Annotated in this window: 11 protein-coding genes; 1 reads left to right on the top strand and 10 read right to left on the bottom strand. The window is 72.9% G+C overall.

The window, feature by feature from the left end; translation table 11 throughout:
* Positions 1-87 precede the first annotated feature (87 nt).
* Entirely contained in the window at positions 88-2,181 is a 2,094-nt protein-coding gene (locus ABEB09_RS08730; RefSeq protein ID WP_345688770.1) for a phosphocholine-specific phospholipase C, read from the bottom strand.
* A gap of 327 nt (positions 2,182-2,508) precedes the next feature.
* Here ABEB09_RS08730 and ABEB09_RS08735 point away from each other — a divergent pair, with 327 nt between their 5' ends.
* A complete protein-coding gene (locus ABEB09_RS08735) occupies positions 2,509-3,030 on the top strand; it encodes an RICIN domain-containing protein (RefSeq protein ID WP_345688772.1) in 522 nt (173 codons plus the stop codon).
* Between the two features lie 69 nt (positions 3,031-3,099).
* Here the strand turns inward: ABEB09_RS08735 and gatB are convergent, their stop codons facing one another.
* From gatB to ABEB09_RS08780, 9 genes are all read right to left on the bottom strand, one after another.
* Positions 3,100-4,614 carry an Asp-tRNA(Asn)/Glu-tRNA(Gln) amidotransferase subunit GatB gene (gatB, locus tag ABEB09_RS08740; RefSeq protein ID WP_345688774.1) on the bottom strand — a complete coding sequence of 505 codons (1,515 nt, stop codon included), beginning with the start codon at positions 4,612-4,614 and terminating at the stop codon, positions 3,100-3,102.
* A gap of 16 nt (positions 4,615-4,630) precedes the next feature.
* The gene (locus ABEB09_RS08745; RefSeq protein ID WP_345688776.1) at positions 4,631-4,870 is read right to left on the bottom strand and encodes a hypothetical protein; all 240 of its coding nucleotides are present in this window, start codon (positions 4,868-4,870) and stop codon (positions 4,631-4,633) included.
* Positions 4,867-6,360, bottom strand: coding sequence for an Asp-tRNA(Asn)/Glu-tRNA(Gln) amidotransferase subunit GatA (gene gatA, locus ABEB09_RS08750; protein WP_345688778.1), 1,494 nt, complete (start codon positions 6,358-6,360; stop codon positions 4,867-4,869). The genes ABEB09_RS08745 and gatA overlap by 4 nt, the downstream gene beginning before the upstream one ends.
* A 6-nt stretch (positions 6,361-6,366) precedes the next feature.
* Positions 6,367-6,663, bottom strand: coding sequence for an Asp-tRNA(Asn)/Glu-tRNA(Gln) amidotransferase subunit GatC (gatC, locus tag ABEB09_RS08755; protein ID WP_345688780.1), 297 nt, complete (start codon positions 6,661-6,663; stop codon positions 6,367-6,369).
* A gap of 188 nt (positions 6,664-6,851) precedes the next feature.
* A complete protein-coding gene (locus ABEB09_RS08760) occupies positions 6,852-8,978 on the bottom strand; it encodes a putative bifunctional diguanylate cyclase/phosphodiesterase (RefSeq protein ID WP_345688782.1) in 2,127 nt (708 codons plus the stop codon).
* Between the two features lie 227 nt (positions 8,979-9,205).
* Positions 9,206-11,389: an NAD-dependent DNA ligase LigA gene (gene ligA / locus ABEB09_RS08765; RefSeq protein ID WP_345688784.1), complete on the bottom strand. Its 2,184-nt coding sequence runs from the start codon at positions 11,387-11,389 to the stop codon at positions 9,206-9,208.
* Between the two features lie 13 nt (positions 11,390-11,402).
* Positions 11,403-12,419, bottom strand: coding sequence for a methionine synthase (locus ABEB09_RS08770; protein ID WP_345688786.1), 1,017 nt, complete (start codon positions 12,417-12,419; stop codon positions 11,403-11,405).
* Positions 12,416-14,389, bottom strand: a complete 1,974-nt coding sequence (locus ABEB09_RS08775) for a tetratricopeptide repeat protein (RefSeq protein ID WP_345688788.1) — start codon at positions 14,387-14,389, stop codon at positions 12,416-12,418. Before ABEB09_RS08775 ends, ABEB09_RS08770 begins: the two co-directional genes overlap by 4 nt.
* Positions 14,390-14,402: 13 nt before the next feature.
* Positions 14,403-15,092: an SDR family oxidoreductase gene (locus ABEB09_RS08780; protein ID WP_345688790.1), complete on the bottom strand. Its 690-nt coding sequence runs from the start codon at positions 15,090-15,092 to the stop codon at positions 14,403-14,405.
* Between the last annotated feature and the right edge of the window lie 16 nt (positions 15,093-15,108).

Consider the following 15,108-nt stretch of genomic DNA (forward strand, 5'->3'; position numbering starts at 1 on the left):
CATGACCTATTGGCAGCAACTCTGACAGCGAAAGATGATCCTTTGCCCCTTTCGTGGGGATCCTCACAGCGCCGGATGGCGGACCGGTCAGCCGGAGACGCTCGCGCGGCCGTTCTCGACATGGCCCATGAGCCGCCGGCGGAAGCCCTCGGGGGCGGTCACCTCGACGTCGTACCAGCCCTGGGCGTCGGCGGCGGAGTGGACGACCGTGCGGCTGCGGCCGGGCTTGACGGTGATCCGCCGGACCCAGTCGGCGAGGTCGTCCTCGTCGGCGTAGCCGAGCGGGCGGACCGTGAAGGTGACCGGCGCCGGGCCGGTGTTCCGCAGGGTGAGGTGCAGGTCGCGCTCGTCGGGGTCGAGGCGCGAGGAGACCTCGGCGCCGCCGGCGGGCGCGGCGCTGCCCGCGAACTCGCGGCGGAAGCCGTTGGGACCGGTGATCGTGAAGCGGTAGGCGGCGCCGGTAAGGGGCACCCTCCATTGCGCGGTGCCCCTTACCTCCCGGTGCTGCGGGGCGGGGAACTCGCCGGCGTACGGGTAGAGCGCCAGCGGGGCGCTCGCGCTGCCGGTGTTGGTGAGCGTGACCTGGAGGGCGTCCCCGTCGAGGCGCCCGTGGGCGTCCGGCTGGTACGGCAGCGGGCGGGCCGGCCGCGTTCCGGGCTCCTGGACGGGCCTGTGCTGCACCAGCGGCGGCTGCGGGCGCCAGCGGCCGGTGAACGGCGGGATCGGCCCCGGCTGGTCCACCGGGGGCTGCCGATGGGCACGCCGGAAGTCGAAGGCCGAGGTCAGGTCGCCGGTGACGGTGCGCCGCCAGGAGGTGATGTTGGGCTCTTCGACGCCGGTCCAGCGTTCCAGGAAGCGGATCACGGACGTGTGGTCGAAGACCTCGGAGCACACGTATCCGCCGACGCTCCAGGGCGACACGACGAGCAGCGGGACGCGGATGCCGAGGCCCGTCGGCAGGCCCTTCCAGCGCTCCTCCGCGGTGCCGGCGGGCGGCACGGGCGGCGGGACGTGGTCGAAGAAGCCGTCGTTCTCGTCGTAGTTGATCAGCAGGACGGTGTGGCGCCACACCTCGGGGTGGGCGCCCAGGGCGTCGAGGATCTTGTAGACGAGGGTGGCCGAGGCGATCGGCGAGGACGAGCCGGGGTGCTCGGAGTCGATCGCGGACGGAACGAGGTACGACACCTCGGGCAGCGTGCCCGCGGCGACGTCGGCGCGGAAGCGGTCGGCGAGGGTGCCGGTGGGCACGCGGCGCAGCCCGCGCTCGAACAGGGACCGCTCCGCGGGGGTCAGGGCCGCGACGCCGTCCTCCAGCGCGGCGAGGAGCCGGTCGCGCTCGGCGGTGTCGGCGGTCTCGCGGACGGCGGCGTAGAAGGACTCCATGTAGGTGTGGCCGCCGGTCCGGGCGAGGGCCTTGCGGGCGATCTTCTTGAAGGTGGTGAAGAACTCGATGTTGTTGTCGGTGAAGTTCTCCCACTCGGTGTACGTCTGCCAGGTGCGGCCGGCCGCTTCGAGCCGCTCGGCGTAGGTCGTCCACGGGTAGCCGGGGTGGCTGCCCTCCGCGTAGGCGGCGTTGGTGACCGCGCGGGTGCCGTCGGCCTCGTAGCCGGTCCAGCCGGACCACAGGTGGTTGCGGTTGGGGCTGGTGGAGGTGTGGATGGAGGAGTGGTACGCGTCGCAGATGGTGAACGTGTCGGCCAGCTCGTAGTGGAGCGGCAGGTCCCGCCGGTCGTAGTACGCCATGGTCGCGGCGGTCTTGGCGGACACCCAGCCGTCCATCCAGCCGTCGCGCCAGGCCCTGGCGCCTCCGCTCCAGGAGTGGTCGAGGTCGCCGATGTACTGGAGGTCCTTCTTCTGCGCCTCGGCGGCGCCCCGGACGGGGAAGGGCAGGACGGTACGGCCGAGCGCACCGGGCTGCTCGAACACCGGGGTGCCGGAGGGCAGTTCGACGGCGTTGCGGTCGCCGAAGCCGCGGACGCCGCGCAGGGTGCCGAAGTAGTGGTCGAAGGAACGGTTCTCCTGCATCAGGACGACGACGTGCCGGATCGCGTCCAGGCCCCCGGCGGGCGGTCCCGCGGCCAGGGCGGCCTGCAGCGACGGCGGCAGCAGCGATCCCGCGGCGGCGCCGAGCGCGCCCCCGCCGAGCGCGAGCAGCCTCCTGCGTGAGATTTCCGGTGACATCCCCGACCTCCCGTGAGTGGTTCGGCGGGGACGGTAGTGAGACCGGATGACGTACGGAAGGCCCGGCAGCGACACGGCGATGAACGTCCAAGCGCCGGTGCGACGAGTCCAAGCGCCCGGTACGACGCGCCCGGGCCGGGTGACCCGGCGCCCGGTACGACGCGTCCGAGCGCCCGGTACGACGCATCCAGGCCGCCGCGCGGCGCACCGGCCGCCGCGGTCCCGGCATGTCCGGTTCCGCCCTCGCCCCTGACGCCCCGTCACCCTAGGGTGACGGGCTGTCGCCACCCTCCAGCACGGAGGGGACCGAAGCAGCGAGGAGAACTCGTGAAGTCCGTCTTACGCGCCGCCGTGGCCGCATTCGGCTCGGCCGTCCTGCTGCTCGCCGGAACCACCGCCGCGAACGCCGCGCCGGCCGACGAGGAAGCCACCTATGTGCACATCGTGAACCGCAACAGCGGCCAGTGCCTGGCCGTCCCCGGCGGTTCCACACAGCAGGGCACCGGGCTCATCCAGTGGGGCTGCGGCAGCTGGAACGACCACTACTGGACGTTCCGCTACGCCTTCAGCAGCGGCGGGCTGAACTACTACCAGCTGGAGAACCTCAACAGCCACCAGTGCCTCGCCGTGCCCGGCGCCAGCACCCAGCAGGGCACGCAGGTCATCCAGTGGCCGTGCGGCACCTGGAAGGACCACTACTGGGGCGTCCGCCCCACCTCCAACGGCGCCCAGCTCGTGAACTGGAACAGCCGCCAGTGCCTGGCCATCGAGGGCGGCAGCCTGACCGCCGGCGCCAAGGCCATCCAGTGGCCCTGCGGCACCTGGCGGGACCACTACTGGACCTGGTAGGCCCCACGCATGGCGGAGGGCGGCGCACCCGGTCCGGGTGCGCCGCCCTCGTACGCGGACGAACGGGCCTCAGCCCTCCGTGACGCCCAGCTTCTCCAGGATCAGCTCGCGCACCCGGGCCGCGTCGGCCTGGCCGCGCGTGGCCTTCATGACCGCGCCGACCAGCGCGCCGGCCGCCGCGACCTTGCCGCCGCGGATCTTGTCCGCGATGGCGCCGTTGGCGGCGATGGCCTCGTCGACGGCGGTGCTCAGGGCACCCTCGTCGGAGACGACCTTGAGGCCGCGCTTCTCGACGACGGTGTCCGGGTCGCCCTCGCCGGCCAGCACGCCCTCGATGACCTGGCGGGCCAGCTTGTCGTTGAGGTCGCCCGACGCGACGAGCGCGGTGACCCGGGCCACCTGTGCCGGGGTGATCGGCAGCTCGTCCAGGCTCTTGCCGGACTCGTTGGCGTTACGGGCCAGCTCGCCCATCCACCACTTGCGGGCCTGGTCGGCCGGGGCGCCCGCCTCGGCCGTGGCGACGATCAGGTCGAGCGCGCCCGCGTTGAGGATGGACTGCATGTCGTGCTCGGACACGCCCCACTCCTCGCGCAGCCGGTTGCGGCGCACGCGCGGCAGCTCGGGCAGGTCGGCGCGGAGCTTCTCGACCCACTCGCGGGACGGGGCGACCGGGACGAGGTCGGGCTCCGGGAAGTACCGGTAGTCCTCGGCCTCCTCCTTGACGCGACCGGAGGTCGTCGAGCCGTCGTCCTCGTGGAAGTGGCGGGTCTCCTGGACGATCGTGCCGCCGCCGATGAGGACCGCGGCGTGCCGCTGGACCTCGTAGCGGACGGCCCGCTCGACCGACCGCAGCGAGTTGACGTTCTTCGTCTCGCTGCGGGTGCCGAACTTCTCCGTGCCGATCGGGCGCAGCGACAGGTTCACGTCGCAGCGCATCTGGCCCATCTCCATGCGGGCCTCGGACACGCCGAGCGCGCGGATGAGGGCGCGCAGCTCGGCGACGTACGCCTTGGCGACCTCGGGGGCGCGGTCACCGGCGCCGACGATCGGCTTGGTGACGATCTCGATGAGCGGGATGCCGGCGCGGTTGTAGTCCAGCAGGGAGTGGGACGCGCCGTGGATCCGGCCGGTGGCGCCGCCGACGTGGGTCGACTTGCCGGTGTCCTCCTCCATGTGGGCGCGCTCGATCTCCACGCGGAAGACCTCGCCGTCCTCCAGCTGGACGTCCAGGTAGCCGTTGTAGGCGATGGGCTCGTCGTACTGGGAGGTCTGGAAGTTCTTCGGCATGTCCGGATAGAAGTAGTTCTTCCGGGCGAAGCGGCACCACTCGGCGATCTCGCAGTTCAGCGCCAGGCCGATCTTGATGGCGGACTCGACGCCGGTCGCGTTGACGACGGGCAGCGCGCCGGGCATGCCGAGGCAGACCGGGCAGGTCTGGGTGTTCGGCTCGGCGCCCAGCTCGGTCGAGCAGCCGCAGAACATCTTGGTCTTGGTGCCGAGTTCGACGTGCACCTCCAGGCCCATGACGGGCTCGAAGGTGGCGAGGGCGTCCTCGTACGACACCAGGTCAGTCGTGACGGTCACGGTGAAACAATCCCTCTCAGCCGAACAGGACGTCGTCGTCACCGATGCGCTTCAGTTCGCGCACCAGGATGGCGAGGCCGGTGACGATGGCAGCGGCGGACACGACGGCGTCCACGAGCTGCAGCGTGTCGTGCTCGGAACGGGCCTTGCGGGCCTGCTTGATCACGCTCAGCGCGCCGAACGCGGTGGTGCCGATGGACAGGTACGTGCCGGCCTTCGACTTCTTGAAGCCCTTGGCCTTGCTCAGTGCACTCACAGCGACGGAGCCTCCTCAAGCAGCGGGTGGCCCCAGCGTGCCACGAACGCGGCCTCGACCGCGGCGCCCACCTTGTAGAGGCGGTCGTCCTGCAGGGCCGGGGCGATGATCTGCAGTCCGACCGGCAGGTTGTCCTCCGGCGCCAGGCCGCAGGGCAGCGACATGGCGGCGTTGCCGGCCAGGTTGGTCGGGATGGTGCAGAGGTCCGCGAGGTACATCGCCATCGGGTCGTCGGCGCGCTCGCCGATGGGGAACGCGGTGGTCGGCGTCGTCGGCGAGACGATCACGTCGACCTGCTCGAAGGCCTTCTCGAAGTCGCGCGTGATGAGCGTGCGGACCTTCTGCGCCGAGCCGTAGTACGCGTCGTAGTAGCCGGAGCTGAGCGCGTACGTGCCGAGCATGATGCGGCGCTTCACCTCGGCGCCGAAGCCGGCCTCGCGGGTCAGCGAGGTGACCTCCTCGGCGGAGCGCGAGCCGTCGTCGCCGGTCCGCAGGCCGTAGCGCAGGCCGTCGAAGCGGGCGAGGTTGGAGGAGCACTCGGAGGGCGCGATCAGGTAGTACGCGGAGAGCGCCAGGTCGAAGGACGGGCAGTCCAGCTCGACGATCTCGGCGCCCAGCTCCTTGAGCAGCTCGACCGACTCGTCGAACCGCTGCAGGACGCCGGCCTGGTAGCCCTCGCCGCGGAACTGCTTCACGACGCCGACGCGCATGCCCTGGACGCTGCCGTTGCGGGCGGCCTCGACGACCGCCGGGACCGGCGCGTCGATGGAGGTGGAGTCCATCGGGTCGTGCCCGGCGATCACCTCGTGCAGGAGCGCCGCGTCCAGGACCGTACGGGCGCAGGGGCCGCCCTGGTCGAGGCTGCTGGAGAACGCCACCATGCCGTAGCGGGACACCGCGCCGTACGTCGGCTTCACGCCGACCGTGCCGGTGACGGCCGCGGGCTGGCGGATGGAGCCTCCGGTGTCGGTGCCGATGGCGAGCGGCGCCTCGTACGAGGCGAGCGCGGCGGACGAGCCGCCGCCGGAGCCGCCCGGGATACGGGTGAGGTCCCAGGGGTTGCCGGTGGGGCCGTAGGCGCTGTTCTCGGTGGAGGACCCCATGGCGAACTCGTCCATGTTGGTCTTGCCGAGGACGACGATGTCGGCCGCGCGCAGCTTCTCGACGAGCGTCGCGTCGTACGGCGGGAGCCAGCCCTCGAGGATCTTGGAGCCGACGGTCGTCGGCATGTTCTTCGTGGTGAAGATGTCCTTCAGGGCGAGCGGCACGCCCGCGAGCGGGCCGAGCTTCTCGCCGCGCTCGCGCTTGGCGTCGACGGCGCGGGCCTGGGCGAGGGCGCCCTCGCGGTCGACGTGCAGGAAGGCGTTGACCTTCTCGTCGACGGCGGCGATCCGGGCCAGGTGGGCCTCGGTGACCTCGACGGCGGTCAGCTCGCCGGAGGCGATCTTCCCGGCGATCTCGGCCGCGGTCAGCTTGACGATGTCCATCATGACGGGTCAGTCCTCCCCAAGGATCTGCGGCACCTTGAAACGCTGCTGCTCCTGGGCGGGGGCGCCGGAGAGCGCCTGCTCGGGGGTGAGCGACGGACGGACCTCGTCCGCGCGCATGACATTGGTCAGCGGCAGCGGGTGGGAGGTCGGCGGGACGTCTTGGTCGGCGACCTCGGAGACGCGGGCGACCGCGCCGATGATGTCGTCGAGCTGCGTGGCGAAGTGGTCGAGCTCTTCGCCGGACAGCTCCAGACGCGCCAGCCGGGCGAGGTGGGCGACCTCCTCGCGCGTGATGCCAGGCATGCAGCGATCCTCAGGGGTGAGTGTGTGGGTTTTGGCCCAATCCTATGGGGCCGGGCCCCATCGCCGTGAAACGGTCGCGTCCCTGCTGTGGGCAGGCGTCCCACCAGGGGCGGAACCCGTGCCCGCGGCAGGGACCCGCGCGCGCCGCCGGCGTCCCCCGTGCGAGTGTGCGGGAGGACCTCCCGGGGCTACGTGACCGTCTGCCCCGACGGCTCGTCGGAGGGCGACGGCGGCAGCGCGGCCGCAGGCCGGTGCCAGCCGCGCTCGCCCCGGGCCCGCAGCCACGCCGTGGTCTCCGCCGGCGGCATCGCCGCGGCCACCAGCCACCCCTGCACCGCGTCGCAGCCCAGGTCGCGCAGCCGCTCCCAGGTCTCGTCGTCCTCGACGCCCTCGGCGACCACGAGCAGGCCCAGGGAGTGGGCGAGGTCCACGGTGCAGCGGACGATCTCGGCGTCCTCGGTGTCGACGGCGAGGCGCGCCACGAACGAGCGGTCGATCTTCAGTTCGCTGACCGGGAGGCGGCGCAGGTGGACCAGGGACGAGTAGCCGGTGCCGAAGTCGTCCAGGGACATCTTCACGCCGTGCCCGGTGAGTCCGGCGAGGGTGTCGGCGGCGCGCTGCGGGTCCTCCAGGAGCACGTGTTCGGTTATCTCCAGCTGGAGGGCTCCGGCGGGGACGCCGTGGCGGGCCAGGCGCGCGGCGACGGCGCCGGCGAAGCCGGGGCTGTGGACGTCGCGCGGCGAGACGTTCACCGCGACGGGCACCTCCAGGCCCTGGGCGCGCCACTGGGCGACCTGGCCGAGTGCGGTCTCCAGGACGTACTCGGTGAGGTGCGGCATCAGGCCGGACGACTCGGCGATCGCGATGAACTCGTCCGGGGGGACCCGGCCGCGCTCGGGGTGCACCCAGCGGACCAGGGCCTCCAGGCCGGCGACGTGGCCGTCGAAGCGGACCTTCGGCTGGTAGTGCAGTTCGACCTCGCCGGCGTCCAGGGCGCGGCGGAGGTCGCCGAGGAGTCCGAGCCGGTCGGGGGTGTTGGAGTCGCGCTTCGACTCGTACACCTCGACGCCCGTGCGGTCCCGCTTCGCCTGGTACATGGCGACGTCGGCGCGCTGGAGGAGGCCCTCGGCGTCGAGGGCGTGGTCGGGGAAGACGGCGACGCCGGCGCTGGCCTCCAGGACGAGCGTCAGCCCGTCGAGGTCGAGCGGCGAGGACAGCTCGGCGGCCAGGTGGCGGGCGACCCGCTGGGCGCTCGTCGTGGAGTCGGCGGTCGGCAGGAGGACGGCGAACTCGTCGCCGCCCAGCCGTGCCGCCTCGGCGCCGCGCGGCAGGGCGAGGCGCAGCCGCTCGGCGATCTGGAGGAGCAGCCGGTCGCCGGCCAGGTGGCCGAGCGTGTCGTTGACCGAACGGAAGCGGTCGAGGTCGATCAGGACGAGCGCGGCGCGGACGCCGTCGGCCTCGGCGGCCTCCAGCGCGGTCCAGGTGCGCTCCAGCAGCCACTGCCGGTTGGGGAGTCCGGTGAGCGGGTCGCGCAGCTGTTCCTCGGCCCGGGCGCGGGCGATCCACAGCGTGGAGTCGAGGGCGATTAAAGGCACGGCGAAAAGCGGCAGCAGCACGGGCAGGGAGACCGCCACGACGCAGATGAGCGGGGCGATGCCGAGCAGGGCGACGGCGACGAGGCCCTGGCGCAGCAGCGCGGTGCGGGCGGCCGTGGGCAGCCCGCCGGCCGGCGGCGCCAGCGTGTACCACAGGACGAGCCGGGTCACCACCAGATAGGTGCCGGCGGCGAGCGAGACCTCCGGGACGGCGGCGATCCCCCATTCGAGGGGTTCCCACGGCCGTTCGACGGACGGCACGTCTCCGAACGCGGCGAGGACCAGGGCGGCGGAGCCGATGCCGAGGACGTCCGCGGCGCCGTGCAGCAGGCCCTGTCGCCAGCGGTGGCGGCGGGCGGCGCCGACGAGGACGACGACGGCGAGGCTGACCAGGCCGGCGGGCACCCAGCCGTACAGGAGCAGCACGGCGAGGGTGAGGGCGGCGCCGGAGCCGGTGCCGCCCCACCAGCGGTCGCGGCCGAGTGCGACGAGGTGGCCGACGACGATGCCGGTGAGGACGGCGAGGGACCAGCCGGTGGTGCCGCTGGGGAAGAGCGCGTGGCCGTGGCGCACGGCGCCGTAGAACCCGCTCGCCAGGGTGATTCCGGCGAGCGCCACCACGATGACGGGCAGCCTGGCCTGCAGGCCGGCGCAGGCCGCGGTGACGGCCTGGCGCGCACGCGGCCGTGAGACCGGGGCGGCACTCTCGGTCGGTTTCATTCCGTCCCTCTCACAGCCGGCGGTGCCGTTGCCTCGTGATGGCCTGTTGTCATGCCACCACGACTGGAATGCCCCAACGCAGCCGTGCACGACAGGCGCACATCTCAACAGTAGGCCGCGGAAGGCTTCCACGGGCAGCGCTCTACAGCTCTTGCCCGAATGCGACCCAGCCACCCTTATCCATCTGGTATGCGCTGAACGGGTGACCTTTTCCGGCCGTTTCCGCCCTACTGTTCGACAGGCACGGCGGCTTCGCGAGCCGCGTCCGGCCCTTGTTCCAGCAGGACAACGAAGCCGTTCTCGTCCAGAACCGGAACCTTCAGCTGCATCGCCTTGTCGTACTTGGAACCGGGGTTGTCACCGACCACCACGAAGGAGGTTTTCTTCGAAACGGAACCGGTCACTTTCGCTCCAAGGCTCTGGAGCGCTTCTTTTGCGCCATCCCTGGTGTAGTTCTGCAGCGTGCCCGTGACGACGACGGTCAGGCCCTCCAGCGGGCGCGGCCCCTCGTCCCCGCCGGTGCTCTCCTCTTCCGTCCGGACGCCCGCGGCCCGCCATTTGCGCAGGATCTCGCGGTGCCACTCCTCCTCGAACCACTGCTTGAGGGAGGCGGCGATGGTGGGTCCGACGCCTTCGACGGCCGCCAGCTCCTCCTCGGTGGCCTGTTCGATGCGGTCGATCGAACGGAACTCCCGGGCGAGCGCCTCGGCGGCGACCGGCCCGACGTGCCGGATCGACAGGCCGGTGATGATCCGGGCGAGCGGGCGCTGCTTGGCCGCCGCGATGTTCTCCAGCATGGCCAGCGCGTTCTTACGGGGCTCCCCCTGCTGGTTGGCGAAGACCGTGACGACCTTCTCCTCGCCGGTCTTGGGGTCGCGCTTGGGCAGGCCGGTGTCCTGGTCCAGGACGTACGCCTTGATGGGCAGCAGCTGTTCGATGGTGAGGTCGAACAGGTCGCCCTCGTCGACGAGCGGCGGCCCGGCCGGCTCCAGCGGCCTGGTCAGCGCCGCGGCCGCGACGTAGCCGAAGTTCTCGATGTCCAGGCACTTGCGCCCCGCCAGGTAGAACAGGCGCTCGCGCAGCTGGGCCGGGCACGTGCGGCCGTTGGGGCAGCGCAGGTCGACGTCGCCCTCCTTCATCGGCTTCAGCGCCGTACCGCACTCGGGGCACTCGGCCGGCATGACGAACTCGCGCTCGCTGCCGTCCCGCAGGTCCGCCACCGGGCCCAGGATCTCCGGGATGACGTCACCGGCCTTGCGCAGCACCACGGTGTCCCCGATGAGCACGCCCTTGGCCTTCACCACGTCCTGGTTGTGGAGCGTGGCGAACTCGACCTCCGAGCCGGCCACGGTCACCGGCTCCACCTGCGCGTACGGCGTGATCCGGCCCGTGCGGCCGACGCCCACGCGGATGTCGACCAGCTTGGTGTTGACCTCCTCCGGCGGGTACTTGTACGCGATCGCCCAGCGCGGGGCCCTCGAGGTCGAGCCCAGCCGTCCCTGGAGGGGGATCTCGTCCAGCTTGACGACGACACCGTCGATCTCGTGCTCCACCGAGTGACGGTGCTCGCCGTAGTACGCGATGAACTCCCGTACGCCGTCGAGGTCGTCCACCACGCGGTTGTGCCGGGCCGTCGGGAGGCCCCACTCGCGCAGCAGCTCGTAGGCCTGCGACAGGCGGTCGATCTCCAGTCCCGTGCGGGCGCCGATGCCGTGCACCACCATGTGCAGCGGGCGCGTGGCGGTGACCTTCGGGTCCTTCTGGCGCAGGGAACCGGCGGCGGCGTTGCGCGGGTTGGCGAACGGCTTGTCGCCGGCCGCGACGAGACGGGCGTTCAGCTCCTCGAACTTCTCCATCGGGAAGTAGACCTCGCCCCGGATCTCCACGAGGTCGGGGATGCGGTCGCCCTTCAGCCGATCCGGGATGTCCGAGATCGTCCGTACGTTGGGCGTGATGTCCTCGCCGGTGCGCCCGTCGCCGCGGGTCGCCGCCCGGGTCAGCCGGCCCTTCTCGTACGTGAGGTTCACGGCGAGGCCGTCCACCTTGAGTTCGCACAGGAAGCGGTGGTCCGCCGTGCCGACGTCGCGGGCGACGCGCTCGGCCCAGGCGGTCAGCTCCGCCTCGTCGAACGCGTTGTCCAGCGACAGCATGCGCTCGCGGTGCTGGACGGCCGTGAACTCCGTCTCGTACGCCCCCGCGACCTTCTGGGTCGGCGAGTCGGGCGTGCGCAGCTCCGGGTACTCCTCCTCCAGCGCCTCCAGTGAGCGCAGGAGCCGGTCGAACTCGGCGTCGCTGATGACCGGCTGGTCCTTCACGTAGTACCGGAAGCGGTGCTCCTCGACCTGCTCGGCCAGCTGGGCGTGCTTCTCCCGTGCCTCCGGCGGCACCACGTCGTGCTGTTCGACAGACACGTCGTTCCTCCCGTTACTCAGGGTTGTCCGCGAGCGATCTCGCAGCCTTGGCGCAGTGCGCGAGGGCGGCGCGGGCATATGCGGGCGAAGCCCCCGCGAGCCCGCATGTCGGCGTGATCACCAACGACTCGGCGAGAGTCCCCGGATTCAGCCCCAGCCTGCGCCACAGCGTCCTGACACCCATGACGCTACCGGCAGGGTCTGACAATGGGCCGTCGGTGGAGGCGACGACGCCCGCGAACAGCTGCGTACCGCTCTCGACGGCCTCGCCGATGGGCTCCTCGTCACGCTCGGTGAGCAGGCCGAAATCGAACGAGATGCCCGTGACGCCGGCCCGCCGCAGCAGGGCGAACGGCACGTCGGGCGCGCAGGAATGCACGACGACCGGCCCGCCGCCGTTGACGCCGATCACCTCGCGCAGGGCGCCCTCCACGACCTGGCGGTCGACGGCCCGGTGGGTGCGGTAGCCGCTGGCGGTCCTGATCCGGCCGCGCAGCACGGCGGTGAGGGACGGCTCGTCGAGTTGGAGGACGACCTCGGCGCCGGGCACCCGGCGGCGGACCTCGGCGAGGTGGTCGCGCAGGCCCTCGGCGAGGGAGGCGGTCAGGTCTCGGCAGGCGCCGGGGTCGCCGAGCGCGGCCTCGCCGCCCCGCAGCTCCAGGGCCGCGGCGAGCGTCCAGGGCCCCACGGCCTGGACCTTCAGCAGGCCCTCGTACCCCTGCGTGAACTCCTCCAGCGCGTCGAGGTCCTCGCCCATCCAGGACCGGGCCCGGCGCGTGTCGCGTCCCGGCCGGTCGCTGATCCGCCAGCCGCTCGGCTCCACGTGCGCGTACAGCTCCGCCAGCAGCCCGATGGTGCGGCCGATCATGTCGGCGCCGGGGCCGCGCGCGGGCAGTTCGGGGAGGTGGACGAAGTCCTCGAAGGAGCCGGTGACGGTCTTCGCGGCCTCGCGCGCGTCGCCGCCCGGCATGGAGCCGACGCCGGTGGCGGGGCCCCAGCGGAGGTTCTTGCTGTCGCTGTTCTCGCTCACCCGGGAAGCGTACGCGCCAGCATGACCGCCGTGGCCTCGGCGTCCGGGTGGTCGGCGCCGAGCACCCGGATACGGGCCTCCAGGACGGCCCGGTACTCGGCGGCGGCCCGCTCGCGCTCACCGGAGTCGGCGAGGGCGGTGGCGAGGTTGTGGCGGGTCGTCAGGGTGTCGGGGTGGTGGGGGCCGAGCGTCGCGGTCTCGACGGCCAGGATCGCCTCGTACTCGGCGCGGGCGGCGGCGACGTCGCCGCTCTCGTGGACGATGATCGCCAGGTTGTGACGGGCCGCCAGGGTGTGCCGGTCGTCCGGTCCCAGGAGCCGCGCGTACACCTCGTGCACGGCCTCGGACGCGGCGCGGGCGGCGTCGAGGTCGCCGCACAGCTGGGCGGCCGTCGCGGCCAGCGCCCGGCTGCGCAGGGTGATGGGGGCGTCCCGGCCCAGCAGCCGGAGGCAGGTCTCCACGAGGGCGTCGGCCTCGGCGCGGGCCTCGGTGAAGCGCCCGAGGTCGAGCAGCACGCTCGTGTGCAGGGTCCGCGCCCAGTGGGTGAGCTTGTGGTTCTCGCCGATGAGCCGTACCGACGACTCCGCGAGGGGCCGCAGTACGGCGAACGCCCGCCCGTACAGCCCGCGGCGCTTCAGGTGGTCGCCCGCGCACAGGGCCGCCACCCACAGGTGCTCGGGCGCGTCCCGGTCGGGGGTGATGTCGAGGAGGTGCGGCACGAGCGCCGACCAGAAGCCCCGGCGGGCGATGTCCTCGGGCCGCCCGTCCGCTTCGGCGGCCCGCGCCGCGAGGTCCTGGGCGAGGGCGCGGGCGGCGTCGGTGCGGTGGGCGTCCCGGACGAGCGGGTGGAGGGCCACGACCGGTTCGGCGCCGTCGTCGCCGGTGGTGTCGCGCAGTTCGGCGAGGCCCAGCCGGTGCAGCGCCTGGAGGGCCCGCCAGAGCTGCGCGGGCGTGGCGTCCGGGAGGTGCGCCGGGTCCAGTACGCGCAGCGGGACGGGGGCGTCGGCGAAGCCGGCCAGCAGGTGCAGCACGGCGCGGGCCCGGGTGTCGCCGCGGGACTCGGCGAGCGCCAGGGACATCTCCCAGATGCGGGTCAGGGTGCCGTCCCCGTCCACGGTGACGTCGCCGCTGCCGAGCGCCGCCAGGTAGTCCCCGTACGTGGCGGGCTCGCCGGCCGCCCGGAAGAGCGTCGGGCGTTCGTGGACGGAGGCCAGGTAGCGGCCCGCCGTGTCGAGCGCGAGCGGCAGGCCCCCGAGGCGTACGGCGAGCGCCGCGGCGTCCTCGTCGGGGCCGGCCTCCGAGCCCGCACGGTCGGCGAGCGCGCGCACGGCGTCCTCGCGGGGCAGCGGCGTCAGCGCGTGCAGCACCGGCAGCGCGCCCCACGCGGTGGGGTCGCCGTCCCGGGTGGTGACCAGGACCAGGCCCTGGGGCGCCCCGTGGGCCCGCACCCAGCCGGTGCCGGAGGCGAGGCGGCCGGGGCCGTCCAGCAGGGCGAGGTCGTCGGCGTTGTCGAGCACGAGCAGCCACGGCTCCCGCAGCGCGGACAGCCGCTCCCACACCAGGTCGGCCGTCATCCCGGCGGCCAGGTCGGCGTCGGTGGCCCCGAGGTGCCGGGCCACCGCGCGCATGCCGCCGGTCAGGCGGGTGTCGTCGTGGGCGCCGACCCACCACACGCGCGCGTGGGGCCGCCGGAAGCGGTGGGCGGCCTCCAGGGCGAGGGCGGTCTTGCCCACGCCCCCGAGCCCGTACAGCACGTGCACGCCCGGCTCGGCGAGCAGCCGCGCCAGCAGCGGCTCACGGCCGCGCAGGGGTGTGCCCCGGTCCCCCCAGGGCGGGGCGACGGTGACCTCCTCGGGCCTCGGCGGCTGGACGACGAGGTGCTCGATGTGCCCCGCCTGGACGACGGTCCCCTGCTGTCCGCCGGACACGACGTTGCGTACCGTCCCGCCCGGCTCCCCCCGCTCCCCCATCGGCCTGCCGTCCTCAGCGTCCCGGGCGGACCGTCAGGTCGTTGACCTCCGCGTCGCGCGGCAGGTCGACGGCCATGAGGATGGTCGTCGCCACCGACTCGGGGTCGATCCAGCGGGACGCGTCGTACGCCTTGCCCTCCTGGCGGTGCACCTTCTCCTGCATGGGGCTGGCGGTGCGGCCCGGGTAGACGGACGTGACGCGGACGCCGTTGGCGTGCTCCTCATGACGCAGGGAGTCGGCGAGCGCCTTCAGGCCGTGCTTGGAGGCGGCGTACGCGGACCACTCGGCGTGGGCGTTCAGGCCGGCGCCGGAGTTGACGAAGACCACGTGGCCCTGCGAGACGCGCAGCAGCGGCAGGAGCAGCCTGGTCAGCTCGGCCGGGGCGACGAGGTTCACGTCGAGCTGGGCGCGCCACACCTTGGGCGTGAGGTCGCCGACCGGGCCGAGGTCGACGACGCCCGCGATGTGCAGCAGCGAGTCCAGCCGGTCGGGCAGGGACTGGTGCGAGAACGCCCAGGAGAGCCGGTCGGGGTTGGCGAGGTCGCCGACGAGCGTGCGGGCGCCCGGGTAGGACTCGGCGAGCTCCTTGGCACGCCCGGCGTCACGGGCGAGGAGGACGAGGTCGTCGCCGCGTTCGTGCAGGCGGCGCGCGACGGCCGCGCCGATGCCGGAGCCCGCGCCGGTGATCAGGTGTGTAGCCATACGGGCCATGCTCGCA

This window comes from Streptomyces coeruleoprunus (assembly GCF_039542925.1).
GTDB lineage: Bacteria > Actinomycetota > Actinomycetes > Streptomycetales > Streptomycetaceae > Streptomyces > Streptomyces coeruleoprunus.